This window comes from Chryseobacterium sp. MIQD13 (assembly GCF_050496705.1).
Taxonomy (GTDB): domain Bacteria; phylum Bacteroidota; class Bacteroidia; order Flavobacteriales; family Weeksellaceae; genus Chryseobacterium.
Window position 1 is genome coordinate 1,104,641 of the sequence record NZ_JBNWAF010000001.1, and the last position, 26,269, is coordinate 1,130,909.

At 36.4% G+C, this 26,269-nt stretch carries 26 protein-coding genes; 5 read left to right on the top strand and 21 right to left on the bottom strand.

Features of this window, described 5'->3' with window-relative positions; all coding sequences use genetic code 11:
* The first annotated feature begins 60 nt into the window (after positions 1 to 60).
* Entirely contained in the window at positions 61 to 1,362 is a 1,302-nt protein-coding gene (locus ACQWU4_RS05230; protein WP_429934708.1) for a DEAD/DEAH box helicase, read from the top strand.
* A gap of 36 nt (positions 1,363 to 1,398) precedes the next feature.
* On the opposite strand, the gene ACQWU4_RS05235 is transcribed toward ACQWU4_RS05230, so the two are convergent.
* The 8 genes from ACQWU4_RS05235 to ACQWU4_RS05270 all read right to left on the bottom strand — a co-directional run bounded on the left by ACQWU4_RS05235 (position 1,399) and on the right by ACQWU4_RS05270 (position 9,651).
* Complete coding sequence (locus ACQWU4_RS05235) at positions 1,399 to 2,538, bottom strand: hypothetical protein (RefSeq protein WP_429934709.1); 1,140 nt, start codon at positions 2,536 to 2,538, stop codon at positions 1,399 to 1,401.
* 59 nt (positions 2,539 to 2,597) lie between these two features.
* Positions 2,598 to 3,368, bottom strand: coding sequence for a TatD family hydrolase (locus tag ACQWU4_RS05240; protein WP_429934710.1), 771 nt, complete (start codon positions 3,366 to 3,368; stop codon positions 2,598 to 2,600).
* A 4-nt stretch (positions 3,369 to 3,372) separates the two neighbouring features.
* Positions 3,373 to 3,900 (bottom strand): DUF4269 domain-containing protein, encoded by a 528-nt coding sequence (locus tag ACQWU4_RS05245; protein ID WP_429934711.1) that lies wholly within the window; start codon positions 3,898 to 3,900, stop codon positions 3,373 to 3,375.
* On the bottom strand, positions 3,893 to 4,852 hold the full coding sequence (locus ACQWU4_RS05250) for a GSCFA domain-containing protein (protein WP_429934712.1): 960 nt from the start codon (positions 4,850 to 4,852) through the stop codon (positions 3,893 to 3,895). Before ACQWU4_RS05250 ends, ACQWU4_RS05245 begins: the two co-directional genes overlap by 8 nt.
* Before the next feature lie 81 nt (positions 4,853 to 4,933).
* Entirely contained in the window at positions 4,934 to 5,905 is a 972-nt protein-coding gene (locus ACQWU4_RS05255; protein ID WP_429934713.1) for a polyprenyl synthetase family protein, read from the bottom strand.
* Positions 5,906 to 6,008: 103 nt separating this feature from the next.
* Positions 6,009 to 7,151, bottom strand: a complete 1,143-nt coding sequence (locus ACQWU4_RS05260; RefSeq protein ID WP_429934714.1) for an inorganic phosphate transporter — start codon at positions 7,149 to 7,151, stop codon at positions 6,009 to 6,011.
* A gap of 20 nt (positions 7,152 to 7,171) precedes the next feature.
* Positions 7,172 to 7,810, bottom strand: coding sequence for a DUF47 domain-containing protein (locus ACQWU4_RS05265; RefSeq protein WP_034728903.1), 639 nt, complete (start codon positions 7,808 to 7,810; stop codon positions 7,172 to 7,174).
* Between the two features lie 149 nt (positions 7,811 to 7,959).
* On the bottom strand, positions 7,960 to 9,651 hold the full coding sequence (locus tag ACQWU4_RS05270) for a DEAD/DEAH box helicase (protein ID WP_429934715.1): 1,692 nt from the start codon (positions 9,649 to 9,651) through the stop codon (positions 7,960 to 7,962).
* Between the two features lie 493 nt (positions 9,652 to 10,144).
* Here ACQWU4_RS05270 and ACQWU4_RS05275 point away from each other — a divergent pair, with 493 nt between their 5' ends.
* A complete protein-coding gene (locus ACQWU4_RS05275; RefSeq protein ID WP_429934716.1) occupies positions 10,145 to 10,807 on the top strand; it encodes a DUF2461 domain-containing protein in 663 nt (220 codons plus the stop codon).
* 140 nt (positions 10,808 to 10,947) lie between these two features.
* On the opposite strand, the gene ACQWU4_RS05280 is transcribed toward ACQWU4_RS05275, so the two are convergent.
* From ACQWU4_RS05280 to ACQWU4_RS05325, 10 genes are all read right to left on the bottom strand, one after another.
* Positions 10,948 to 12,006 carry a diphosphomevalonate/mevalonate 3,5-bisphosphate decarboxylase family protein gene (locus ACQWU4_RS05280; RefSeq protein WP_429934717.1) on the bottom strand — a complete coding sequence of 353 codons (1,059 nt, stop codon included), beginning with the start codon at positions 12,004 to 12,006 and terminating at the stop codon, positions 10,948 to 10,950.
* A gap of 42 nt (positions 12,007 to 12,048) precedes the next feature.
* The gene (locus ACQWU4_RS05285; protein WP_429934718.1) at positions 12,049 to 13,818 is read right to left on the bottom strand and encodes an AMP-dependent synthetase/ligase; all 1,770 of its coding nucleotides are present in this window, start codon (positions 13,816 to 13,818) and stop codon (positions 12,049 to 12,051) included.
* The gene (locus ACQWU4_RS05290; protein ID WP_429934719.1) at positions 13,815 to 14,828 is read right to left on the bottom strand and encodes an NAD-dependent epimerase/dehydratase family protein; all 1,014 of its coding nucleotides are present in this window, start codon (positions 14,826 to 14,828) and stop codon (positions 13,815 to 13,817) included. Before ACQWU4_RS05290 ends, ACQWU4_RS05285 begins: the two co-directional genes overlap by 4 nt.
* Positions 14,829 to 15,263: 435 nt before the next feature.
* Complete coding sequence (locus ACQWU4_RS05295; RefSeq protein WP_429934720.1) at positions 15,264 to 16,268, bottom strand: MvdD family ATP-grasp ribosomal peptide maturase; 1,005 nt, start codon at positions 16,266 to 16,268, stop codon at positions 15,264 to 15,266.
* Complete coding sequence (locus ACQWU4_RS05300) at positions 16,261 to 17,217, bottom strand: MvdC/MvdD family ATP grasp protein (protein WP_429934721.1); 957 nt, start codon at positions 17,215 to 17,217, stop codon at positions 16,261 to 16,263. Before ACQWU4_RS05300 ends, ACQWU4_RS05295 begins: the two co-directional genes overlap by 8 nt.
* A gap of 80 nt (positions 17,218 to 17,297) precedes the next feature.
* Complete coding sequence (locus ACQWU4_RS05305) at positions 17,298 to 17,531, bottom strand: microviridin/marinostatin family tricyclic proteinase inhibitor (RefSeq protein WP_429934722.1); 234 nt, start codon at positions 17,529 to 17,531, stop codon at positions 17,298 to 17,300.
* 41 nt (positions 17,532 to 17,572) lie between these two features.
* Positions 17,573 to 17,818 (bottom strand): microviridin/marinostatin family tricyclic proteinase inhibitor, encoded by a 246-nt coding sequence (locus tag ACQWU4_RS05310; protein WP_429934723.1) that lies wholly within the window; start codon positions 17,816 to 17,818, stop codon positions 17,573 to 17,575.
* A 117-nt stretch (positions 17,819 to 17,935) separates the two neighbouring features.
* Entirely contained in the window at positions 17,936 to 18,715 is a 780-nt protein-coding gene (locus tag ACQWU4_RS05315; RefSeq protein ID WP_429934724.1) for an alpha/beta fold hydrolase, read from the bottom strand.
* A gap of 163 nt (positions 18,716 to 18,878) precedes the next feature.
* A complete protein-coding gene (locus ACQWU4_RS05320; protein WP_429934725.1) occupies positions 18,879 to 19,598 on the bottom strand; it encodes a pyridoxine 5'-phosphate synthase in 720 nt (239 codons plus the stop codon).
* 176 nt (positions 19,599 to 19,774) lie between these two features.
* Positions 19,775 to 21,043, bottom strand: a complete 1,269-nt coding sequence (locus ACQWU4_RS05325; RefSeq protein ID WP_429934726.1) for a mechanosensitive ion channel family protein — start codon at positions 21,041 to 21,043, stop codon at positions 19,775 to 19,777.
* A 122-nt stretch (positions 21,044 to 21,165) separates the two neighbouring features.
* Here ACQWU4_RS05325 and ACQWU4_RS05330 point away from each other — a divergent pair, with 122 nt between their 5' ends.
* Together ACQWU4_RS05330 and ACQWU4_RS05335 are read left to right on the top strand one after the other, a co-directional pair.
* Positions 21,166 to 21,657 (top strand): DUF456 domain-containing protein, encoded by a 492-nt coding sequence (locus ACQWU4_RS05330; protein ID WP_429934727.1) that lies wholly within the window; start codon positions 21,166 to 21,168, stop codon positions 21,655 to 21,657.
* A 20-nt stretch (positions 21,658 to 21,677) separates the two neighbouring features.
* Positions 21,678 to 22,181 (top strand): hypothetical protein, encoded by a 504-nt coding sequence (locus ACQWU4_RS05335; RefSeq protein ID WP_429934728.1) that lies wholly within the window; start codon positions 21,678 to 21,680, stop codon positions 22,179 to 22,181.
* On the opposite strand, the gene ACQWU4_RS05340 is transcribed toward ACQWU4_RS05335, so the two are convergent.
* The 3 genes from ACQWU4_RS05340 to ACQWU4_RS05350 form a co-directional block, all read right to left on the bottom strand.
* Complete coding sequence (locus ACQWU4_RS05340; RefSeq protein ID WP_429934729.1) at positions 22,168 to 22,809, bottom strand: uracil-DNA glycosylase; 642 nt, start codon at positions 22,807 to 22,809, stop codon at positions 22,168 to 22,170. The two genes, ACQWU4_RS05335 and ACQWU4_RS05340, sit on opposite strands and share 14 nt — an antisense overlap.
* 8 nt (positions 22,810 to 22,817) lie before the next feature.
* Positions 22,818 to 23,051: a hypothetical protein gene (locus ACQWU4_RS05345; RefSeq protein ID WP_429934730.1), complete on the bottom strand. Its 234-nt coding sequence runs from the start codon at positions 23,049 to 23,051 to the stop codon at positions 22,818 to 22,820.
* Between the two features lie 437 nt (positions 23,052 to 23,488).
* Positions 23,489 to 24,007, bottom strand: a complete 519-nt coding sequence (locus ACQWU4_RS05350; protein ID WP_429934731.1) for a GNAT family N-acetyltransferase — start codon at positions 24,005 to 24,007, stop codon at positions 23,489 to 23,491.
* A gap of 59 nt (positions 24,008 to 24,066) precedes the next feature.
* Here ACQWU4_RS05350 and ACQWU4_RS05355 point away from each other — a divergent pair, with 59 nt between their 5' ends.
* Positions 24,067 to 26,214 (top strand): endonuclease MutS2, encoded by a 2,148-nt coding sequence (locus ACQWU4_RS05355; RefSeq protein WP_429934732.1) that lies wholly within the window; start codon positions 24,067 to 24,069, stop codon positions 26,212 to 26,214.
* The last annotated feature ends 55 nt before the right edge of the window (positions 26,215 to 26,269 follow it).

Consider the following 26,269-nt stretch of genomic DNA (forward strand, 5'->3'; position numbering starts at 1 on the left):
TTGCATCATATAATTCCTTCACATTGAGGGAATTTTATTTTAAATTTTAAAAACATTCATTTGAATTTTACAGACCTAAACTTAATAGAACCTATTGCAAAAGCAATTCAGGAACAGGGATATACCAACCCAACACCCATTCAGGAAAGATCTATTCCTGAAATCTTAAAAGGCAGAGATTTTTTAGGATGCGCACAGACAGGAACAGGAAAAACGGCAGCGTTTGCCATTCCTATCCTGCAGAATTTATCAAAAAATAATACCAAAAATAATCATATAAAGGCCCTGATCTTAACGCCGACAAGAGAGCTGGCTATACAGATCGAGGAAAATATCAATGCATACGGAAAATACCTTCCATTAAAGGAACTTGTTATTTTCGGAGGTGTAAAACAGGGAAACCAGGAGGCCGCGTTAAAAAGAGGTGTAGATATTCTGGTAGCAACTCCCGGAAGACTTCTTGATTTTATTGCTCAGGGAATCATCAGCTTAAAGAATCTTGAAATTTTTGTTCTTGACGAGGCAGACAGGATGCTCGATATGGGTTTCGTACATGATGTAAAAAGAATTATCAAGCTTCTTCCACAGAGAAGACAGACTCTGTTCTTTTCGGCAACAATGCCTTCTGAAATCCAAAAACTGGCAGATTCTATTTTGAATAACCCGGTAAAGGTAGAAGTTACACCGGTATCTTCCACTGCAGAAACGATCAAGCAATCGGTTTATTTTGTTGAAAAAGATAACAAGCTGAACCTTCTTTCTCATATCCTGAAAAATGATATTGCTGATTCTGTGCTTGTGTTTTCCAGAACGAAGCATGGTGCTGATAAAATTGCAAGAAAACTTCAGAAAGATAATATCTCAGCAGAAGCCATTCACGGGAATAAATCACAAAATGCGAGACAGAATGCCCTGAATAATTTTAAGACGGGAAAAACAAGGATTCTGGTCGCTACAGACATTGCTGCAAGAGGGATCGACATTGATGAACTGAAATATGTAATCAATTTCGAACTTTCCGACGTTTCTGAAACATACGTTCACAGAATCGGAAGAACAGGAAGGGCTGGAGCTGAAGGATCTTCAATCTCCTTTGTGGACGGTCTTGATCTCTTAAACTTAAGAAATACGGAAAAACTGATCGGGAAGAAAATTCCTGTTATAAAAGATCACCCGTTCCATACTGATAATCTTGTGGCTCAGAAAAGGGATTCCAATAACAAGCCTATGGCAGCAGGCAGCGGTGAGAGAAAGCCTTCAAGGTCTCCAAAGCCTCAGAATAAGAATAACAAACCTGCAGGAAGTACTCCTACTACAGGGTTCAAGAAACCTAAGAATAAAAATTTTACCAGAAAAAAATAAAAAAAAGCTTCTCAATATTGGGAAGCTTTTTTTAGATCATATATCGAAATTCAGGAAAGGCAGTTTATTTTCAATATACTGCAGCAGATACGCTGATGAATTACCTGAACTGTCATATTGTATGTGAAGATAAAAAACAATGAAGAAAAGGGCATTTGTTACAAGTAATGAAGTATTTAGCCTCCCCTCTATGTAAGGTCTTTTTTTATCATTAGTCTGTAAAGCGGTAATGATGAGGATGATAAGCAATAAAGCGTAAATATGATTCCAGCGGAACCAGTCTGCTCCCAATACGTAAATGGGACTGACCCAGATCAGAGATATCAGAATGAAAACTTTAAAGTTTTTGACCTGCTGAGGAAGATACTTTCTAACAAAAACAAATGATAACCATATCATAAACAGCAATTCCAGGGCAAACAGTATGTATGACTGGTAAGCATTGACCATTCCTCTTCTCTCCTTAGCTACATCGTAAGTGAAAATATTTAATCTGGTAAACTGTATTCCCCGATGTTTTAAAAGTTCCAGAGACTGGCCCTGATTAATTTCTCCACCCCAAAAGAATAGTATTAAAATGACTAGTGTTGAAGACAAAAATAAGCTTCCTAAAAATTTAAAATCAACCTTATTGGTTTTTAAAATATAAGCTGCCACTACAAATGGCAGGTAGAAATAAAACAGCTCATGAAGGAACAGTCCAACAATAAAGCCTATGAAAAGTACATACTTTTTTAATTCACTCTGTTTTCCGCAAACAAAAAACAGGATCAGTGTTATTAAAATAATTTCTTTTCTTCCTGAATTGAAAATATTAACGGGTATAAACAAAAGGCAAAGTGGTGAACACAGCAATATCAAAATGTCCCAATTCAACTTTCTGGACATCAGCAAGCGGGTCAGAAAATAGAAAATAAGAATAAAGAAAAATGACTGAATAGCAAAAATCTGTGTATTAAGCGGAATCTTTAAATGGTCCTGAATAAAAAACAAAACACTTCCTGAAAGCCCTCTCCTTTTAAATCCTCCGTCTTCATAGTTGATCAGCCAATCAGACACTGTCCAGCCAAGCTCCGGAAGGTGTGATTTTACATAAAACTGGGCAGTTATATATACTAAAATGACTCCAAGAAATCCTATAAAGCCATAAAATTTCATTTCTTTTGGTATTTTCATCAGGTGTGTGTCCTTTAAACTTTCATATGCCGGGAATTATAGCGAAAGTATATTTAATTCTATCCTTTTACACCAAATAGTTTGTTTGCATTTTCTGTAGTTATCCTGTCAATCTCCGAAAAATCCTTTCCATAAATATTCACCAGTTTTCCGGCTACCAGATCAAGATAGTAACTTTCATTTCTTTTGCCTCTGTGCGGAACCGGAGCCAGATAAGGGGAGTCTGTTTCCAGCACGATCTTATCCAGAGGAATTTCGTTAAGGAACTGATCTATCTTTCCGTTTTTGAAGGTAACAACCCCTCCTATTCCTAATATAAAATTGAGATCAATTGCATGTTTCGCCTGCTGAAGATCTCCTGAAAAGCAATGAAAAATTCCACGAAGTTTCGGATGTTTTTTTCTTTCAAGCACCTCGAATGTTTCATCAAAGCTTTCTCTTGTATGGATCACAATAGGAAGGTCTTTTTCAATAGCCCAGTCAATTTGCTGCTCAAAAGCCTTCACCTGAATATCCAGTGTTGTTTTATCCCAGTAAAGATCAATTCCGATCTCTCCTATTGCAGGAAAATCTCTCTGATCCAGATAATTTTTAACAATATCAAGTTCTTTTTCCCAGGATTCAGGCTTTACATAACATGGGTGAAGCCCCATCATAGAAATGATCTGTCCGGGATATTCTGTTTCCAGCTGCAGCATCTTTTCATGGGATTCCGAATCAATGGCAGGAAGATAGAATTTTGTAATTCCTTTATCTATGGCTCTTTGAATTGCCTCTTTTCTGTCTTCATCAAATTCCTCTGCATATAAATGGGTATGTGTATCAATCATTTTCTTAAAATTTCAACAGATCTTCATAAGGGTTTTCCAGATTCATCAGCAGACCAAAAGCCGGCTCAGTCTTGATTCCCTGTTTTTTCAGTTCTATTATTTTTTGTTTAAAATCTTCGCCTTTATTTTTTAATATTCTGTATTCAGCCATCATATGACGGTAAGCATTCTGTGCAAGCACCGGTTTGTTCTGTCCGAAAATCTCTATTGGAAATTCTTCCAGCACAAAGTTCAGCACAATGCTTTTTTCTCCATTAACGGTAATATTTTCAACCTTTACATCAGCATCTGCAGGAATCAGCCGACTGAACATGATATCATCGAGAAAATCTTCTTCAAATTTAAGATCTACTTCACAAATAATATCCAGATCACTGCTTTCAATATCAATTTCAATGGGAATTGTTCCGGCCAGAACCGGAGAATAGGGTTTTAGCTTCTCAAAGACCTTATATTTTTTAAGAACTTCATAAGCTCTTTTCTGTCTTTCATTTCCTGATTTCAGATAATCAATGTTCGTGAAATCAATCATTTAAAAATATTTTATGTCTTACTTTTTCCCTCTGGACTTCGATTCTTTGCTTCAGTTTTTCTCTGAATTCGATATATTTCGGATCCTTTTCGTCCTCAGTTCTGTGTTCCAGAGCCTTATTGATCTTAAAATTTTCTTTGATAAAGCTTTTTGTATCATCTGAAAAATAAGCTTCCCCGAATTTATCAAAGATATAATTGACAGCCTGCGATGTCGGGTGGATCATATCCTCCTTGTAAAAACGGTAATCACGCAGATCATCCATCAATATTTCATAAACAGGAAGATAATGGCAGTTTTCCAACTGGGAAACAACCTCATGAACAGCCGTGATTAGTTTGGATTTGCTCAATTGATTCTCAATCATACCATCTTTAGTATGCCGCACCGGTGAAACGGTAAAAAGGATCTGCACATCGTCCCGGCATATATCTTTCAGATTTAAAACTGTATTATAGATTGAATCTGTAAGCTCCTGATGGGAAAGCAGTCTTTTTTCGAAAAACTTCTGTGGGATTTTGTGACAGTTGGCAGCCAGTTTTTTCTTCGGGATAAATTCATAAATAAATGAAGTTCCGTAAGTGATAATTACCCAGCCGGCATCCTGAAGAAACCTGTTCCCCACCTCTATTCCGGCATTTATTATTTCTAAAGTCTGGTGAATATACCTCCTGTCAAAACTGCTGTGATGATCCAGAGACATAAATTCGTCATTAAAAGTAATCAGTTCATCTTCTGTATAAAACTCGGAATCATGAAGCCTTTTAACTGCATTACTGATCGAGAACGGATTAAAAATAGTCCCAAAAGGATTATTGACCGTCTGAAGCTGTCCCTGCCTCAGCAAATCTGTCATTTCCGAAGCAAAACAGGATCCTATTGAAAATATTTTATCTTCAATATCAATCTTTTTTTCTGATTGCGGAATGTTTACTTCAGTTCTGAATTTCATTTTTTAGGTGGCAGATAATAGGTAGCAGGTAGCAACTAACCGTTGAATCAGAAGACCTGCAGCCTTCTACCTATCATCTTATTAGCTCTCTCTTCTCAACAGATAATTAGCCAGTTCTATGAAAGGTTTTTTCTTTTCTTCAGGAATATTGATTTTTTCCAGATAGGCCTGTCCGATTTCGTTATGTTTTTCAATTAATCGTAATGCTTTTTCGTCTACTTTGGTTCTTCTGAAGATCTTTTCAACACCGTATACTTTGTCAATATTGTCGGTTTTCTTACCATACCAGTGATCCAGCTCTTTTCTTTCTTCTTCTGTTCCGTGTTCTCTGGCTAAAAGATAAAGAACTGTTTTTTTGTTTTCGTAAATATCTCCGGCATGTTTCTTTCCAAACTGAGCCTGATCTCCAAATACATCAAGATAATCATCCATGATCTGGAAAGCGATACCAATATGTTTTCCGAAATTGAAAATAGCTTTTGCATCTTTAAAATTAGCTTTTGCAATAAGCGCTCCTATTTCAAACGAAGATGCGCTAAGAACCCCTGTTTTATAAGTAATCATTCGAATGTAATCATCATAGGTTACATTCTCCTGCGTCTCAAAGTTGATGTCATACTGCTGTCCTTCACATAAAAGAAGGCCTGTATGGGTAAAGATTCTGATGCAGGCTTTAAAAATTTCAGGTTCAAGATCTTCAAAAAATTTATAAGCCTTCAGCATTAAGGCATCACCGGAAAGAATTCCGACATTGATTCCATGAAGGGTATGGATTGTAGGTTTATTTCTTCTTAGCGGAGCTTCATCCATAATATCGTCATGAATAAGCGTGAAATTATGGAAAAATTCAATAGCCAGTGCTGGTTTTATAGCCTGCTGAAGGTCACCACCGAACAGATCACATGCCATCAGTACCATAATCGGACGAAGACGCTTTCCTCCGTGGGAAATGATGTAGTTCATCGGATCATAGAGCTCCACAGGTTTGTCTTTAAAAGTGTACTTCGTAATGGCTTCAGCAACAATCTGCTGGTATCTGTCTAAAAATTCCATAAAATCTTTTAATTTGAACAAAAATACAATTTTTCGAGGCTTTATAAAACAAAAAACTTTGCCCTGAAGGACAAAGTTTATATTATGTATTTCAATTTTTAAATTAGGACAGGAACATTACCAAAAGATAAGTAATTCCTGCAACAATTGCTGAAATAGGAATCGTTAATACCCAAGCCCAAAGAAGGCTTACAGTGATTCCCCATCTTACGGCTGATACTCTTTTCGTTAAACCAACCCCGATAATAGAACCTGTGATTGTATGAGTTGTAGATACCGGAATACCAAAGTGATCTGTAATGAACAATGTAATTGCTCCTGCAGTTTCTGCACTTACTCCCTCAAGAGAAGTTACTTTGGTAATTTTGGTCCCCATCGTTTTAATGATTTTCCATCCTCCACTCATCGTTCCTAAACCAATTGCCAAGAACGAAACTAAAGGAACCCAAAGATAATGTTCTGCAAAATAATCAAAACGGCCCGCTGAAGGAATGGCTAGATATATCGGATCATGCAGCATTTCAACATGATAATAGATCAATGCAGCCCCGATGATCCCCATTACTTTCTGGGCATCATTCAGACCGTGTCCCAAGCTGAATAAGGCTGATGAAGCTAACTGTAATCTTTTGAAAGACTGATCTGCCTTGTGCGGATTTGATTTTTTATAAAGGTGAACAATTATCAATGTAATAATAATTGAGATCACCATCCCTATTATCGGAGCCATAAAAATGAACAGGAAAATAGGAATTACTTTATCAAACTTCACAACACTTTGTGTTGTTACCTGATGGAAAGCATGTTTGCATGTTTCAAAAAAGCCTAAGCCTGGTTGTGCTGCTGCCACATCATGATAGTCCATCATAAAAGCGTGCATAAGGGCCGCCCCTAAAAACCCTCCAATCAAGGTATGGGATGATGAGGAAGGAATTCCAAACCACCATGTCAGAAGGTTCCAAGCAATAGCTGCTACGAGACCTGAAAATATAACTTCAAGGTTGATAAAATTCTCATTAACGGTTTTGGCAATGGTATTACCAATCTTGAATTCTCCAATGATATAAGCTGCAATGAAGAAAGCTGCAAAGTTCCAGAGTGCTGCCCAAAGTACTGCCTGAAAAGGGGTAAGAACCTTAGTGGAGACAATGGTTGCAATTGAGTTGGCTGCGTCATGAAAACCATTAATATAATCGAAAATTAAAGCTAAAGCAATAATAACCGTAAGTAAAATCGGAAATTCCATTTCTGTGAGTTATAATTGTTTTAAGCGTATTTGATCATGATGTTCTCAATCGTATTGGCAACATCTTCTGCTTTGTCAGTTACTATTTCAAGATAATTAAGTACGGATGAAACTTTGATAATGTTAATTGCATCGTTGGTTTCAAACAAATCTACCATTGAATTGGAAAGAAGGTCATCTGCAATATTTTCAATAGAGTTTACTTTGATACATGCTTCTTTTACCTGATCCATGTTTTTGAATCCTTTAAGGTTTTTCATTGCATTCTGGATCTCAAGACAAGCTTTGTGGATCAGTAATGAAAAATCTGAATAAGCCTTCATTTCAGGCGATTTGTATAAGAAAATGTATTTTGTAGAAGCATAGATATAATCCGCGATATCATCAAGGCCTGTAGCCAGTGTGTGGATATCCTCACGGTCGAACGGTGTAATGAAGTTTTTTCCTAATTCAACAAAGATCTCATGTGTAAGTTCGTCATTTTTGTGCTCATAGTCACTCATTCTTTTTAACATCGTATCGTCGTTAAGATCGAAATCTCTGATACCGTTGTTAAAGTCTTCAGACATTGCAACTAGATTTTCAGTTACTTTTTCAAAAAGTACAAAGAAAATTTTATCTTTTGGTTGAAAAGCGTGGAAAATATTACCAATTCCCATTTGTATGTATTTATAATTTTGTGCAAATTTCTTAAAAAAGGATTTGCCCTGAAACAATATAACATTAAGTTTTGTTAACATTCGGTTAACACTTGATTATCAAATAAAAAAACCGGCCAAAAGCCGGTTTTAATATATCTTGAGGTGCCTTAGTTTGCTACTTCAGCTCTCATTTCTTTTCCTCTGAATTTCATTGAAGGAATATTACTCATTACATTTTCCTGGAATGATTTTTCAACTTCAAAGAAAGAGAATTTTTCTAAAATTTCAATATCACCGATTTCTGCTCTTTTTTTGCTTTTCCCGGCTGTAGCTTTATTGATGATATCCAATACATCAAGCTTTTTCAACTGATCTTTTTTCCCCAGGTTGAAGAAGAATCTTACCATGTTTTCGTCCTTTCTTCTAGGCTTTCCTCCACGGTCTCTTCCTCTGTCACGGTCACGGTCTCTTCCTCTATCTCTGTCTCTGTCGCGTCCTCTGTCTCTTCTTGAATAATCATCATCTCTGCTGCTCAGTTTCTGCTCAGCAAGATCATGCTTATCTTTGTAGTATAGGGCAAGATCTTTCAACTGGAACTGTAATAGCTTGTGTACAAGCTCTTCTTTTGTAAAGTTGCTCAGATCCGGAATCAGACTGTCGTCAAATTCAAATATATCTTCTTCGTGCTCTGTAAATAGTTTTTCAAAAACACCTCCAACCTGAGCCTTGATAATATCATCACCTGTAGGAATAAACCTTTCGTTGATTTCAATTTTCGTTGCAGATTTGATCTGTTTAAGTTTTCTGCTCTCTTCAGGCTTGATTAATGCCATTGAGATACCGTCTTTTCCTGCTCTACCGGTTCTTCCGCTTCTGTGAACGAATACTTCCGGATCATCAGGTAAAGAGAAATGGATCACGTGAGTTAAGGAGTTTACATCCAGTCCTCTTGCTGCAACGTCTGTCGCTACAAGGATATCAATGTTTTTAAGTCTGAATTTCTTCATTACCGTATCTCTCTGCGCCTGAGAAAGATCTCCGTGAAGCGCATCAGCTGCATAACCGTTCTGCATTAAGAAATCGGCAACTTCCTGAGTTTCCATTCTTGTTCTGCAGAAAATGATGGAATACTGGTTAGGATTCGCATCAATAAGTCTTTTAAGAGCTTCTTTTTTCTGACGGTACCCTACTACATAGTATTCATGCTTAATGTTCTTTTTAACCTCGTTAATAGAACCTACAGAAATACGGTGCGGGTTGGTAAGATAATTTTTAGAAATTCTCTCCACTTCTTTATTCATCGTTGCCGAGAATAGGAAAGTCTGCTTTGTATCCGGTGTTTCGCTAAGAATTGTTTCCAACTCATCTTTGAAACCCATAGAAAGCATTTCATCAGCTTCGTCTAAAACTAACCAATGAATTGCAGAAAAATCAAGTGCTTTTCTGTTGATAAGGTCGATCACTCTTCCCGGAGTACCTACAATAATCTGCGGTTTTTCCTTTAAAGAACGAATCTGATCCATAATACTGCTTCCACCGTAAACCGCCGTGGTTTTGATGTCTTTCATATATTTGGAATAATTTTTTATGTCTTTAGAAATCTGAAGACATAATTCCCGTGTCGGACAAAGCACCAATAATTGGATTTTGCGACTCGTTTCGTCAATCATATCCAAAATCGGAAGCGAAAACGCTGCTGTTTTGCCTGTCCCTGTCTGCGCAAGTGCGATCAAATCGCGAATATCTGAAAGAATGAAAGGGATAGTCTGTTTTTGGATTTCTGTCGGGCTTTCGTAACCCAGTTCGCCAATTGCCTTAAGAATGTCAGGACTTAAATTGGACTCCGTAAATAAATTCATTAAATATTTTAAAATTTTTGCAAAGATACAATAAATATTTGATTTGTTTTTGAATAAAGTTTTAAATATGTAAACTTTAATTCAGAATCCTTTAATATTTTTTTAATTTTTAAAAAATTAAATCCAAAAAAACATGGCTTGCGTTAAAAACATGTTAAACATTATTTTTTTTTATTAAATTGGATTGATTTTTTCTGTATTATTTATGAATTTTCCAGAATAACACTATTCACCGTAAATTTTCATCCGAAAAACCTTCATCTGTCTAATCGTATTATTTCCTTTAGCCATAATACTTGTTAGAGATTTATTAATCAGACAACTAAATTTCATTTATGCAAAATTTTCAGGCTATTTTAAAATTAAAATTATTTTTTAAACTTCGGAAAATATTATTTACCGATTAAGGTTTACGTAATTTTGGTCAGCATAAGTTTATTCTTTAACTTGGTTAAATAAATTGAATCACACATCAAAGTAAACTTTTAAAAACATGAATAATATAAAGCCAGAAACGCTGACCTTTTTAAAAAATCTTACCGCTAATAATAACCGTGAGTGGTTTACTGAAAATAAAGCTGCTTATACAGAATCACAGGAAAATGTTATTGCCTTCCTTGAAGGGCTGATCAAAGAAATGTCCGCTTTTGATGAAGAATTAGGGAAAATTGATGGTAAAAAATCACTGTTCAGAATTTACAGAGATACAAGGTTCTCAAAAGATAAATCTCCGTACAAAACCAATTTTGGAGCATCTCTCGGCATGGGCAAAGGAAGCCAGAAAGGTGGCTATTATCTTCATATGGAACCGGGAAAATCTTTCCTAGCCGGTGGAATTTATATGCCCGAATCTTCTGTTCTGAAAGAAGTAAGGAAAGAGATTTCTCTGTATGGCGATGATTTCCTTAAGATCATCAACCAAAAGGAGTTTAAAAAGCATTTTCCGGAGCTTGACCAGGACGACAAGCTTAAAAAAATCCCTCAGGGCTTTGAAAAGGAAGATCCTATGGGTGAATATTTGAAATTAAAGAATTTTATTGTGGTCTATAATCTGAAAGACGAGGAAGTTCTGGACAAAAGTGCCATAAAAAACATGACTAAGATTTTTAAGCTGATGAAACCCTTAAATGATTTCCTGAACGCACCTTTTCAATAAAAGACGAATAAGATTCTACCTCAAAAAAGAATCTGCGTAATCTGCTAAATCTGCGAGCGTAAAAAGACTCTCGCAGATTTAGCAGATTACGCGGATGTTTATGTTTTATTGGAGCGAAAAATGTAGTATCTTTTTTATCCTTAAAACTTCATCATATCCTTTACTACTCCATTTTTTTGAGTATGCTGCAGTAATTCCGTTTCAATGAATGTTTTAATTTTATCTTCAGATCCGTTGTGGGGAAACAGGAGATGGACATTAGCTCCGGCATCTAACGTGAAGAACAGCGGAAGACCTGTTTCTCTTCTGAAATCCCAGATCTTATTGATCACCTCCAGCGTTCCTGTTTTCATAAGGATAAAAGCTGGGTCGCTCATCATCATCATCGCATGAAGTGTAAGTGCCTCATGTTCCACCAACTTAATAAAACTTTCCATATCACCGCTTTTAAGAATTTCTTTCATCGGAACAAAATTTTCTCTTGCTTCCTGGAATCTTCTTTCCGCATATGGATTGGTGTTCATCAGACCATGTCCCACAGTTGAAGAAACACTCTTCTGGCCTTCATGGATCAATAAAACCCAATCATTAAAATTTTTGAATATCTCGTGAATATCAGCATCCGGATATTTTACGGCAAATAAATCTGAGCTTCCTTCCACCTCATCTGAAGTTCCCCAGACAACCAGCCCGTTATACAAACTTCTGCATGCGCTTCCGCTTCCCAATCTCGCTAAAAATGATGCTTTTCTTAATGATTCGTCTTCAGATGAGTTTCCTGAAAATTTTTCATCCAGTTTCATCAGGCATTTAGCTATAGCTCCAAATCCCGAAGCAGAACTTGCAATTCCGGAGCTGTGAGGGAAAGTATTTTCGGTTCTGATGATATATTTTCCTTTCAATATCCACGGAAGATATTGTTCTATGTTTTTGAAATATTTTTCTATTTTTTCAGCGAACTTCACTTCCTCATTTCCTGCCAAAAAAGTCTGTACAGAAAAGGATTCATCTGCCAAAAACTCCATTGAAGTATTTGTTTTGCAATGATTCAAGGTATAGCTGATGCTTGGGTTTGCGGGAATCTGGTTATCATATTTACCCCAGTATTTAATCAGGGCAATATTGGACGGGCAGCTTTCCGAAACTGTCCGGGTATGAATATTGAAATTTTGTTTTCCTAGAAATTCTTGTGTCGTCATAATTTAATTCAAATGATAAAGCTCAATGATCAAAGCTCTATTTTAATACATTTTTTCTATAATATCTGCATATTTTTTAAGAACCACATTTCTTTTGACCTTTAAAGTTGGTGTAATTTCTCCGGTATTGATATCGAATTCAGCCGGCATTAATGTGAACTTTTTTACTTTTTCATAATCTGCCAGATGAACCTGCAGTTCTTTGACTTTTTCTTTGTACAAAGTAATAATCTTCTCATCCTCCACTACTGTTTCCCAATTGGTAAAAGGAATATTATTTTTCTTCATAAAATCCTGCAGAAACTCAAAATTCGGAACAATAAGGGCTGAAACAAACTGCCTCCCCTCTGCTACAAGCATAATCTGCTGGATAAAATTATTATTGGTAAGAAGATTTTCAATCTGCTGTGGTGCCACATATTTTCCATTGGACGTTTTCATCAGATCTTTAATCCTGTCTGTAATGATCAGGTTTCCTTTATCATCAAATTTTCCGGCATCTCCGGTTTTGAACCATCCGTCTTCTGTAAAAACCTTCTGTGTTTCTTCCGGCTTATTATAGTAGCCTTTCATAATTCCATTTCCTTTGGCCTGGATCTCATCGCCTTCACCAATACGAACTTCTACTCCCGGTAAAGGTTTTCCACTGGTTCCGTGTTCAAAATGAGTTAACGGAAAAAGTGTAAGCGTAGCTGTAGTCTCTGTAAGTCCATAGCCTACTGTGATATGGATGCCTACTGAATCAAAGAATTTTGTAACTTCAGGTGACAGCGATGCTCCTCCACAGGGTAAAAACCACAGTCTTCCGCCCATTCTTTCTTTGATCTTACTAAAAACCAACATATCAGCAACAGATTCTTTGAGTTTCAACCTGAAAGGAATTGGCCTTTCGTTTCTTCTCAGTTCTGCAGCCTGCCATCCTGTTGCCAACGCCCAGTCGAAGATTTTTTTCTTCGTGGATGATCCTTCTTCCGCTTTTTCTAAAACTCCGGCATATACTTTCTGAAAAAACCTTGGCACTGCACACATCATCGTAGGCTTCACTTCTTCCAAAGCTCTGGCAATATTCTTAGGATCTTCCAGGAAATACACTCTTGCTCCACCATACAGGCAAAGCAGGCTCCAGCTTCTTTCAAAAACATGGGTAAGTGGAAGAAATGCCAGCGACAACTCTTCTTCAAAGTTTTTAAATTTAAAAAACTCAAAGTGGGAATCAAAGGCTTTGATGAAATTTCCATGCGTAAGCATTACCCCTTTGGGAGTTCCTGTAGTTCCGGAGGTATAGATCAGTGTAGCCGTATCATCATATTCCTTATTGCAGATCTCTAACTTAGGAGAGGATTTTGCAATAAAATCTTCAAGGTAAAAGCTATTGAATTCTTTCTTGATCCAAACCGCTTTTTTAGAAACAATAATAGTTTCCAGCTGGTTTTCTTCTTTCTGCAAAATATCCAGACAGGCGTCATACTGCTCCTGACTTCCCACAAGTACTGCCTTTGCAGAAGAATCATTCATGATATATTCCGCCTGCTCTGCATTGTTCGTAGAATAAATAGGAACCGTGATTGCCCCGATTGCCATTGAAGCAAGATCAAAGATCATCCATTCAGAGGAATTATCTGAATAAATGGCGACTTTATCATTTTCCTGAATTCCTGCATTTTTCAGTGCATTTGCAGTTTTAAAAACAATTTCACCGAATTTTTTCCAGCTCAGCTCTTTCCAGGCCTCATCTTTCTTTTTAAAGCCTATTGCTGATTTTACCGGATGTTTTTCTACATTTTTAAGGATAATTGCTGCTGCAAGATTCATGAATTCAGCTTTTTGTCGTTAATATAATTTTTAAGATGAAAATCAACGCTTTCCTTTACGGGAATAAATTGACAGTCAAGCTTTTCTTTAATTTTTTGATTGGAAATAGTGTTGAGAGTTGATATGGATTCAATATTGGATTTTGTAATAATCCTCAGTTTTGGAATCAGCCATCCAAAAAGGATATTGGCAAGTCTTCCCATCTTCAGTTGAGATTTTGTAAGGATTTTTGCTTCTTTCAGCTTAAGCTGTGACCGGATTTGTTTTCCAAGGTCTGCATATCTTTTATTTTCGGCAATAAGAATAAAACGTTCTCCGAAAGCATTTTTTTCCATAAGTTCAATAGAGATTTCAGCAGCATCCCTAACATCCACATAACTTGTTCCACCGGAAAATGTAAAGCCATTTTTTTCAAAAGTAGGGAAAATATCTCCACTGCTCTGGCCCCAGTTTCCACTTCCGATAATCATTCCGGGGTTTACAATTATAGTGTTCAGTCCTTCAGCAGATGCTCTCCAAACTTCCATTTCAGCAAGGTGCTTGGAAATGGCATAGGCAGAATGCTCTTCTTTGGAATTAAATTCTGAATTTTCGTCCAGTTCTCCATTTTCATTGAAAATATCAAGCACAGCAATGGTACTTACGTGCAGAAATTTTTTCACTTCTGAACCTTCACATGCAAACAGCAGATTTTCTGTACCTTTTACGTTGGTATGGTACATTTCTTTTTCATCATGAGGATGGAAGCTTACTTTTGCAGCACAGTGATAAACCTCGTCTACATCTTTTAATGCATTCTGAAGAGAATCAAGATCGTCAAAATCTACGTCTACCCAATCGATTTTATTAAAAAAATCATCAGGATTCTCTGTGTAGAAGCTGTAAGAATGCCTTACATCGTTTAAATTGCTGCCCGGTCTTTTGGAGGCACGCACGTTTTTCCCTTTTTTAAGAAGTTCCAAAACGATCACCCTTCCCAGGATTCCGGTTGCACCCGTTACAAAAATCATTAATTATTTACTTGATTGCTGACTAAAATATAACAATATTTCCTATCCGGCAATTCTTCATTTTCCTGTATGGATTTTCTGAAAAACTGCTTATGCAAATTTGCAATTTTTAAAGCAGAATTCCACTTAATTTAACCAATATTATTATTTTGAAAGACTTTAAAAGATTTTACTCATAAAAGTTTTTGAAACTTGAGTTATTTTCAGTCAAAAAGTACTAAAAAAGAAGATTTTTTAGATTCCTGAGAAAATAAAAGCTTTAGAAATGACAGATATTAGTCGGATCAGAATTCCCATCCCTTGGAGGGGTGGCGAAAATTCATAGAATTTTTGACGGGGTGGTTCAAAGTATAGACCCATCTAAACCAAAAAAGCACAAAAACTAAGTCATTTTTAATCTTTTGTGCCTTTTATAGTTAAAAATTCCTGTTAATTTCAAGCCATAACCATATTGTTTCTTCTTGGGGCTTTGTCGCAAAGTATGTCTGCAATACTTTTGGAAATCAGGTTATCTTCCGTTAAATTATCCAGCCAGAAAAACTCTCCTGCAGCATTTATTTCTATAAAATAATATTCGTCTTCAGGAGAAACAATAATGTCTATAGCTCCGTAGTCTACATTATAAACATCCAGAAGTTCCAGAAGTTTTGCTTCTACGTCGGCAGGAAGTTCTGTTCTGACCCATTTGGTTAAAAGATTGACTCCGTCTTTTCTCCAGTCTACTTTGGCATCTTCAGACTGTTGGGAATCTATTTCAAAAGCATATACATCCCGTCCTACAATGGTAACCCGTAATTCTTTTTTCTTTTCGATCTTTTTCTGGAACTGCATCGGGCAATATACCAGTGAATCCAGTTCTTCAAGCTTGTCTTCACTCACAACATTGGTAAAAACCACACTTTCTACCCCGTCTTCATAGATGGCGAAGCCGGTCTGCATTTTTGCCACCACATTCTTGTGCCTGAGGATAAACTGTCTTGCTTCTTCAGGATTATTCGTCAGGCAGGTTTCCGGAATTTTAAGACCTAATTTAACAGCAATTTTCAACTGCTCTTCTTTGCTGTCCAGTCTTCTGTAAATCCCAGGTTTTCCCAATGCATAAGCATCTACAGATTCTATAAACCCAAAAAGCGTGTTTCGGATCTCGCCCATTGCCGCACCATAGAATTTTTTATCCATTTCTTCTTTCACGCCGTTTCCGATGTTGTAAGCTCTTCTGTACCAAACGGCAGCAATATCATCAAGGCGGTACTGTGCTTCTTTAGTCTCTAGAATACTTACCCATTCTCCGTCCTGGAAAATAGTGGACAATTTATTGTATATTGGATATAAATCTACATCAAAACGGATGACTTCACAGCTATTTTTTTCTATGTATTCTGTTACTTTTTCGATTGAAAAATTATCTTGAGTGTGGGTAATAATTAGTATTTTATTCATGGATATTAATTCTTTTTATAAGGTTATCGGCAATTCTTTCTGCGATGGGAAATCCCAGTTCTTTCTGAAGCATTCCCCATTCTCCCTGAGGATTTACTTCCAGGAAATAATATTCCCCGTCTTTTCCTTTAATCATGTCAATAGCTCCAATGTAAAGCCCCATTTCTTTCATCATGGAAGCAAGACCGGTTTTAACATTTTCGGGAAGCTCATAGGCCGACCAGGCATAATTTCCCCGGGCCAGCCTCCAGTCTGCATTTTCACTGTTATTGATCTTTCCGGCAAAAAATTCTCCGGCTATATAAACAATTCTTAGTTCATATTCTTTATCAATATACGGCTGGAAAATCATCGGACAGTAGGCAATGTCTGAAAGATGTTCCAGTGTATCTTCTTCAATGATCATGGTTGAGATAAGATTCTCCCCGTTCATGGTTTTTGCAGTCAGGCTGTGAAGCTTTGCCACTGCTTTTCCATTACAGAATTCATGAAAGAAGGCCATTATTTTTTCTTCATCATTGGAAAAAAGAGTTTCAGGAACGGTTAAATGATTTTTACCGGCCAGTTTCAGCTGAAGCATTTTATTGCCGTCAATCTTTCTTTCATTTTCATAAGGATTGATCCACGGAATATCTTCCAAAATGGTAATCAGGTTATAACGGAGATTTCCGTATCCGCCCAGGAATACTTTTTTGTAATCTTCATCCAGTTCTTCAGGAACGCTTATTCCCCATGCTTTTCTGTGCCAGATACCTTTGATATCTTTTGAATGAATGGTATTACCGGATTCATCAGTCAGTTCAAATGAATGCTCATTCACGCTGATTTTCTGGAAATGGTTCATATGGTCTGAATTCAGCCTGAAATAAGGAATATTTTTAGAAGCAAGATATTCAAAAAAAATATCAATATTGTAGAAATCCTTTGAGTGGGTGATGCAGAGAATCATTTGCCTGTTTTTATTAAAAAAGGAAACTTAGTGGTAAGTTTCCTTTGAGGATTGTATTAATACGATTAATATTTTCACGCTTAGTCTAATGGAATAGTTGGAGCATCGTCATCACCGTCAGATGGATATTTCAGCGTGTGCATCATATCATCCTTAGGAGAGGTTACCACATCAATAGATGGTTTGGTAATCTGGTCCTGCAAGCTGCTTGTGATGATACCTGTATCTCCTCCTTTTACAGTTTCAGGATCTTTAAGCTGCTTTTCTAAAAATGAGGCAAAAAAAGGCTTCTTTTTTGAATCTTTGTTTTTCATAATAATTTAGTTTTGGTTAATGTTTTCTGTTGTAACTCTGATTACAAAATATCCAATTCTCCAGACTCATCACTATCAGACGGATACTTCATTGTTACGACCTGATCTTTTAAAGGCGTTGTTGCGTTGTCAAGAAATGGTGATGTGGTAACCGTATCTCTTTCCGGCACGGTAAGAATATCTGTGGTAGGTGTAGTAATTCCACCTCCCTGAATTTTCTCAGGATCATTGATCTGTTTTTCTAAAAACGAAGCAAAGAACGGTTTTTTTGAGTTTTTCTTTTCCATAAGGTATTATATTTAGTTTTTATGCAAAACTAAAGTACAAAAAATTTCAACACCCGGGGAAATAATACTTTGTTTTTAAGAAAATTTTAACTAAAACAATAAAAAATCGGAATTAAATTAATTTAAACCCAAAAACTCTTTAACAACTTTCGCGAAATCAACTGGATTCTCAGCCTGCACCCAATGACCGGCATTTTTTACCGTAACAATCTTGGCTTTTGGAAACTGTTGTTTAATCCCATATTCATCCTGCGGAAGGATGTAGTTTGATTTTTCACCTGCAATAAACAGGGAATCACCTTCAAAAACCCCAAATTTCACAGCATTGGAAACAAATTCATTGTATTTTTCAGACAGAGTTTTAAGATTAAATCTCCAGTTCAGTTTTTTATTATCATCCCAGTACAGATTCTTTGCTAAAAACTGGATGGTTGATTTTTCAGGAATGTACTGACTTAATACTGCTTCTACATCACCTCTTGAAGTTACAGTATCGAAATCAACAGTTTCAAGGGCTTTAATAATTCCCTGATGATGTGGAGGATAAGCCTTCGGTGAAATATCTACTACAATAAGTTTTTCTACTCTTTCAGGATATTTCAGAGCAAACTGCATCACTGCTTTTCCGCCTAAAGAATGTCCCAGAACATGAGCTTTTTGAATTCCGTAATGATCCATATAACGGGCAATATCATCCGCCAGATCGTCATGGGTCATACTTTCTGAATGAAAGCTTCTTCCGTGATTTCTAAGATCAATAAGATGTACGGGAAGATATTCTCCTAAGTCTTTTCCAAAACTTCCCCAGTTATCAAGCATACCAAATAGTCCGTGAAAAACAAGAAGCGGCGTAACTGTAAGATTTTCGCCAAATATTTTTGAGTTTAAAATTTCCATTTTTTAAATAGATATTAGAAGTTAGAGGTTAGAAATTAGATCATGAATGCGCTTCAGATTCTCCAAATACTGATCGTCTACTGCATCCTAAAAATTAAATGTCAGAAGCAAATATTAAAGTGTAACTTCATTGCTAACTTCTGACATCTAATCTCTAACTTTTTTACCATTTTGCAAGTCTTTTCAAATAAGCCTGAACTGTATTTTCAAGTCCCATATAAAGTGCTTCAGAAACCAGAGCATGTCCGATTGAAACTTCAAGAAGGTTAGGAATATTGTCCGCGAAGTATTTTAAATTCTCAAGGCTCAGATCATGTCCTGCATTGATCCCCAAACCGAATTCCGTTGCAGCAACGGCCGTATCATAATAAGGTTTTATAGCCTGTTCTTTGTTTGTAAGATAGTTTTTTGCGTAAGCTTCGGTATACAGTTCAATTCTGTCTGCTCCGGTTTTTGCGGCATATTCTACGAGCTCCGGAAGCGGATCAAGAAAAACAGAGGTACGGATTCCTGCGTTTTTAAAATCGGCAATAATTTCTGTCAGGAAATCTAAATGCTTTTTAGTATCCCAGCCTGCATTAGAGGTAATAGCATCGTCTGCATCAGGAACCAGCGTTACCTGCTCCGGCTTTACTTCCAGTACCATATCAATAAAAGAGCGGTGCGGATTTCCTTCAATGTTGAACTCAGTTGTAACCAAAGGTTTCAGATCATATACATCTTTTCTTGTGATATGTCTTTCATCAGGTCTCGGATGAATCGTAATTCCCTGTCCACCGAACTCCTGAATTTTAACTGCTGCCTCTGTTACACTTGGCGTTTCGCCACCCCTTGCATTTCTTAATGTCGCAATTTTATTAATGTTTACGCTTAATTTTGTCATTTTTTTATTGAGATGTTAGATATTAGAGATTAGTCTTGATTCCTATCTCTTAATATCACATTATTATTTTTTGAGAAGTTAAATTTCTCGAGTTTATTTTATTTAGATGTTTATCATTTATTAAATATCAAAAAACTGATACTGAATTAAATGACAAATCTATCAAACCTCTATCCTTACACTTTTACACTTACCTGCATTACCTGAAGATCAAATTCTTTTGATGCCACCAGCAAATGATCGAAAATATCTGCCTGGATCTGCTCGAAATGCTCCCATTTGGAATCATTGGCAAAGCAGTATACTTCAAGAGGAAGTCCCTGAGGGGTAATATCCAGCTGGCGGACCATTTTTGATCCTTTCTGATCTATATCAGGATCGTTTTCTATATATTTCTGGGCATAATATCTGAAAACCCCGATATTGGTAAGCTGTCTTCCGTTGATTGTTTTATCATTATGTTCCAGATCCTGCTTTTCTTTTTCAATTTCCAGTGTTTTTTCTTCCAGATAATCAGAAATCAGGTTGATATCTTTTAAACGCTCAATATCTTCTGCATTCAGGAATTTAAAAGAATTGATATTAAAATAAATGGATTTTTTAATTCTTCTTGTATTGGATTCAGACATCACCTGAAGATTTTTAATCTCCGTTGTAAGCAAATCGTAAGTAGGAATTGTGGAAACAGTTTTATCGAAATTAGTAATCTTTGTTGTCAGAAGACTTATATCAGTGATATTTCCCTCAATGCTGTATTTTGGAATACTCACCCAGTCTCCTACTTTCATATTTTTAGAGGTAGCCACATGTATTCCTGTTACAAACCCTAATATTGTATCTCTGAAAACAAGGACCAGTACAGCGGTAATGGCTCCCAAGCTCCCCACAATAGTAGTTCCTTTGATCCCGAATATTACGCAGAGTCCCACTACAGAAAAGATAAAAATTCCTAAGATCCTTACAGTTTCTGAAATAGCATTCAGTGCCATAATTTTGTAAAAATCCTGTTTTATGGTGAAAAAATACCTGAATCCTGTTAATGATCTGTACAACATTCCCGCAAGGATCAGTACCAATCCTAAATTGATAGCTCTGTTGATGAAAATATTGGTTTTAGGCAGTGCTGTTGCCGGAAATATAGAAGGATGAATAGCCCCAACAACTAAAAGCGCTGCAAAGTGAGCTACAGAATTACTGATTTTTGATTGATAAACTGATCGTATAATTGGAAACTTTTCGTCACTACGGAAGAATCTGAATACAAAATTGATAACAAATTTAAAAACAAAATCCACCACCAAAAACACTGCGCAAAGCAATGCCAGCTTTACAATAATATGAACAACCCAATCCATTCCCCCAGGCGTCACCTGACTGATGTACATATAGAGCTGATCACTTATTTCCTGTAAAAAACTTTTGGTGTCTTGTATTTCGTCTTTCATTACAGCAAATTTATAAAATTAAGAATGATGATGTAAGTATTGATTATCAATTTTCATCCCAAATACTAAAAAGATTTCTGCGAATTTTCTTTTTTCCTATCTTGCATTGATAATTTTAAAGAATGGATACAGCCTTAATTAATGTTCTCTGTCTTATTTTATTGGTTCTCGGAATACTTGGGACTTTCTTACCTGTACTTCCGGGACTTTTACTAAGTATTTGCGGTCTTCTGATCTATAAATTCGGGACAAATGCGGATCTGCCCATGATCTATGTCTGGGCATTTGGTATCCTGACAGCAATTTCTGCAGTGCTCAGCTATGTAATTCCTGCAAAAACCAATAGAAAATATGGAGGAACCCGCTGGGGAAGTATCGGCTCAATCATTGGAACTATCGTCGGAATTTTTATTCCTATTCCTTTAGGATTTCTGATAGGGATGTTTGCCGGGGTATTTATCGGAGAACTTCTCCACGACAGCAAGGATATGAATAAGGCCTTACAGTCCACTAAAGGAGCCTTTATCGGTTTCATTTACGGAACAGGTTTCAGTCTTGTGGTAGGTGTGGCAATGTTTTTGGTAGTAGTTTTAGATATGCTTGATATTATTTAATATTATTAAAAAAGAAAAATATGTTTCATAAAGCCATCATACTCAGTCTGGGATTGCTCACTTTAGCAGGATGCAATGCCCAAAAGAAAGCAAAAGCTCCGAAATCAACCGGAGAAAAAGTATCCAATACGAAAGGGACTAAGTCTTCAGCTCAGAATGGAGGTATCATTTATTTTAATCCGGGAGAAAATAAATTTCTTAAAGAATATGAAATGAATGTGACCTTCAAAGGTATTTCTGAAGACAGCCGCTGCCCTGAAGGGGTCAATTGTATCTGGGCTGGTGTTGCCGTAGCACAGGTAGAGGTAATGAGCACAACTTCCAGACCTGTGATTTTAAATCTTGCCACCTTAGACAATGCCGGACGAAATTATCATCAGTCCCAGGAATTTAACGGATATACTGTTTCATTGGAAGAAGTAACTCCGTTTCCAAAAGCTGACGGCGGTGCAAAAGCTCTGGAAGGAAAATACAAAATCGGGATTAAAATCACAAAAGCCGGAGGATCTTCTACCACGAAATAGGCTTCTTTCCTTTTGAGATCAGATATTCATTAATCTTTGAAAAAGGTTTGCTTCCATAAAACCCTCTGTATACAGAAAACGGTGACGGGTGCGCCGATTTTAAAATAAAATGTTTAGCCGGATTGATAAGTTCGGCTTTTTTTTGTGCAAAAGCTCCCCAAAGAACAAAAACCACATTTTCTTTTTTATCTGAAATTTCCTTAATAATAAAATCTGTGAATTTTTCCCAGCCTAAATCTTTATGGGAATTAGGCGAATGAGCACGTACCGTTAAAGTTGCATTCAATAATAGAACTCCCTGCTTTCCCCAGTCATCCAGCTCTTTTGAAGTCCTTTCGACCCCCAAATCATCTTTCAGCTCTGTGAAAATATTTTTAAGCGAAGGCGGTGCTGCCACCTGCTCTGAAACGGAAAAACACAACCCGTTAGCCTGATAGTCATTATGATAAGGATCCTGCCCGATGATTACCACTTCCACATCATCGAAAGGTGTAATTTCCAATGCTCTGAATATTTGGTTTTTTGGCGGAAAAACTTTGGTTGTTGCATATTCCTGCTTTACTTTTTCCCAAAGACTGGTAAAATATTCTGTATTTTTTATCGTGGCTAAAACTTCTGTCCAGGTCATTTTTTAATTTATCTATAAATATTAACTTTTTTTATTTTGTCTACATAATCATATCCTAAAATCCCTTTTGCTAAGGTCAATTCGATAAGTTGATTATTTGAAATGCTTTCATAAAACTCCTGACTTATACTTAGCCTTTCGTTTTTGTCATATTCGGTTCTGATAAATATTACATATGTCTTACTTCCTCTCGAACCATTACTTATCTTCTTCTCATTTATTTCAATTCTCTCTTTTTTCACCTTGGAGACTGTAAATCTGTAGTTTATGAAAATTCCTAATGACGGAATCAAAAATAGAAAAAAGAAGCTTAAATTCAGAATATTATCTCTTTTTTTTAAATCATTGAAATTGTAAAAAAAAGTTAGAATATAAATTGTCAGACAACTAAAAATAAGACTTACAAAAGCCAGTTTCCAAAATAATTCATATCCTCCGATTGTATTTTCATAATATCTGCCGAAGATTAAAAAAAGGATAAGAGGAAATAGAAACAGATATTCAATATTTTTAGCGATCTTTTTCCCGGATTTTGGTTGGCTGAATTTCAAAATCATGTCTGATAAATTATAAGACAATACAACAAGGGCCGGAATAGATATAAAAAAATACCCAAACTCTTTTATTGAAAAAAACAAAGCCAAAACAGAAGCTAAAATTAATAAGATGTTTTTCAGCATTATTCTGTTTTAAAATGATATTCTGTTAATCTGAAGACAGTATTATCCGGAAAACCTTCATCAACTCTTCCTTCTTCTAAAACAAAATGATGCTTTAAAAGAAGTCCTTTAGAATTTTCATTGAGCCTGTGAGTAAAAGCTAAGATTTCCTGCAAATGTAATTCATTAAACCCATAATCTAAAACAGCTTTTAAGGCTTCAGACATAATTCCCTTTCTGTGATATTCAGGTAATAACTCATAGCCAACTTCAGCGGTTTTCCTGTCTTCAGAAAAGTTCCAGAGGCAGATAGTTCCGATAAGATTCGGCTGGTCTTTCAAAGAAATTCCCAAATAAACAGTCTGATTATTTTGGGTGTTTTTCTTAATGGTTAAAATAAACTGAAGTGCATCATAATTGTTTTTCGGTGAATTCCTTTTCACAAATTGATTGATCACTTCATTGCTGCGGATCCGTAAAATATCTTCAACGTGGCTTTCGTTGATTTCTTTCAATAGTAATCGTTGTGTTTCAATCATTAATTTTGTAAATATCTCAAATATACGTAATAATCACATTTTCTCACTAAATTTGCAGTGTGTATATAAATAAAGAAGATTTAAACGAATTAGAGTTTCCGCAATTGCTCGCGGAAATCTCTCCATTTGCGTATTCTCCGAAAACGAGAGAAAAAATTCTTCAACTTCGTCCCATGGAAATTGACGAGGCGGAACTTTCACTGAAAAAAACGTCGGAATATCTTTCGAGTTTTGAAAGTTCAAATGCAATTCCGTTTGATGAATACGAAGATATCGAAAGTGAGCTGAAATTGATGCTGATTGAGAATTACCGTCTGGAAAACAGTGCTTTCATCAAAATAAAAACCTTAACTGAACAGATAGGAAAGCTTCAGAAGTTTTTCCCAACCATGCCTGACACCTTCCCTACCCTGATAGGTGATGTTTCCGTGCTGGAATTCAAAAAAGAGATCATTGATAAGATTGATAAGGTCTTTAACCGTTTTGGGGAAGTGAAAAGTGATGCTTCGCCTATTTTAAAAGAACTCAGAGCTGAAATTCAACTTTCCAAAAAGGCAATTCAGGAGAATTTCAACCGTGCCCTGTTTAATTATGGACAAAGTGATTTTCTGGATGACATCCGGGAAACGATCATTGAAGACCAAAGGGTTTTAGCAGTAAAATCGGGATTCAAGAAAAGGGTGGCAGGAAGAGTTTTGGGAATTTCAAAAACAGGTTCTATCACTTATATCCAGCCGGACAGTGTGGTAAAACATTATTTCAAGCTGCGTGAAAGTGAAGAGGAAGAAAAGAAGGAAATTGACAAAATCCTCAGAAAACTTACAGCGGAACTGGCAGAATTCCAGCCTCAGCTGTGGAGATACCAGATTTACATTTTTGATCTTGACCTTACAAGAGCCAAAGCAAAATTTGCTGAACTTGTGAACGGAATTCTCCCAAAGATCAACCGTCACAGAACCTTAAAGCTTAAAGATGCATTCCATCCGCTGTTATGGCTGAGAAATAAAGCTGAGAACAAAACTATTTTCCCGCAAACCCTTAGTTTAACAGATCACAATAGAATTATCTGTATTTCGGGGCCGAATGCGGGAGGAAAATCCATCACCTTAAAAACGGTTGGATTGCTTCAGCTGATGATTCAGAGCGGAATTCTGGTTCCGGTACATCCAAGGTCTGAAATGTTTTTCTTTGAAAAGATCATGACGGATATCGGGGATAATCAGTCAATAGAAAACCATCTCTCAACTTATTCTTCAAGACTGAAGAAAATGGCTGGAATTATCCGTGAAGCGGATTCTAATACTCTATTGCTTATTGATGAATTCGGGACAGGATCTGATCCTGAGCTTGGAGGCGCGCTGGCTGAAAGTTTCATGGAATATTTCTATGATAAAAAGAGTTTTGCCATCATTACCACCCACTATACCAACATCAAGCTGGTGATAGAACAGCTTCCGAATGCTGAAAATGCTGCGATGCTTTTTGATGAGGAAACCCTTGAACCGATGTATAAACTGGAGGTGGGACAGGCAGGAAGTTCATTCACTTTCGAGGTTGCAGAGAAGAACAAAATCCCAAGATTCATTATTCATGCGGCAAAAAAGAAGGTAGAACACGATATCGTCAATCTGGATAAAACGATTGTAAAACTTCAGCAGGAAAAATTTGAGGTTGAAAAACTGAAAACCGATCTTGCAGAAAGAAAAGAATCTGTGGAAGACAAACGTGATAACCTGCAGAAGCTGAATGACCAGTTACAGCAAAAGCTTTTCAATTTCCAGAAACTGTATGAAGAAGAACACCGTAAGCTTCAGTTCGGAAATAAGATTGAAACGTTTATCGACAGTTATGTAAAAGGCAAATCGAGAAAAGATGTTGTAAAAGATTTTGTAAAGATTCTTGAACAGGAAAAATTCAGAAAAATAGGAGCTGATAAAGATGAATCGAAACGCCTTCAGGTTGTTAAGAGAAAAATTACGCAGCAGCTTAAAAAGGAAGAAGTAATCGAAAAGATTGCAGAAACCAATGAGAAACTGGAAGAAAAGCGTAAAACCGACCGTGCTGTCTGGATGAAAGAGGGACAGCGTGTCCGTATTCCGGGAAGTACGAGTGTAGGAACAATTGAAAAAATTTCCAAAAATAAAGTGATCGTGAATTACGGTACTTTTAAGACAACGATTAATGCAGATGATCTTGAAAGGATTTGATGTGAAGATATGACAATCCGATAATTGTTGGCTGGAAATTATACAACTTTTAAAT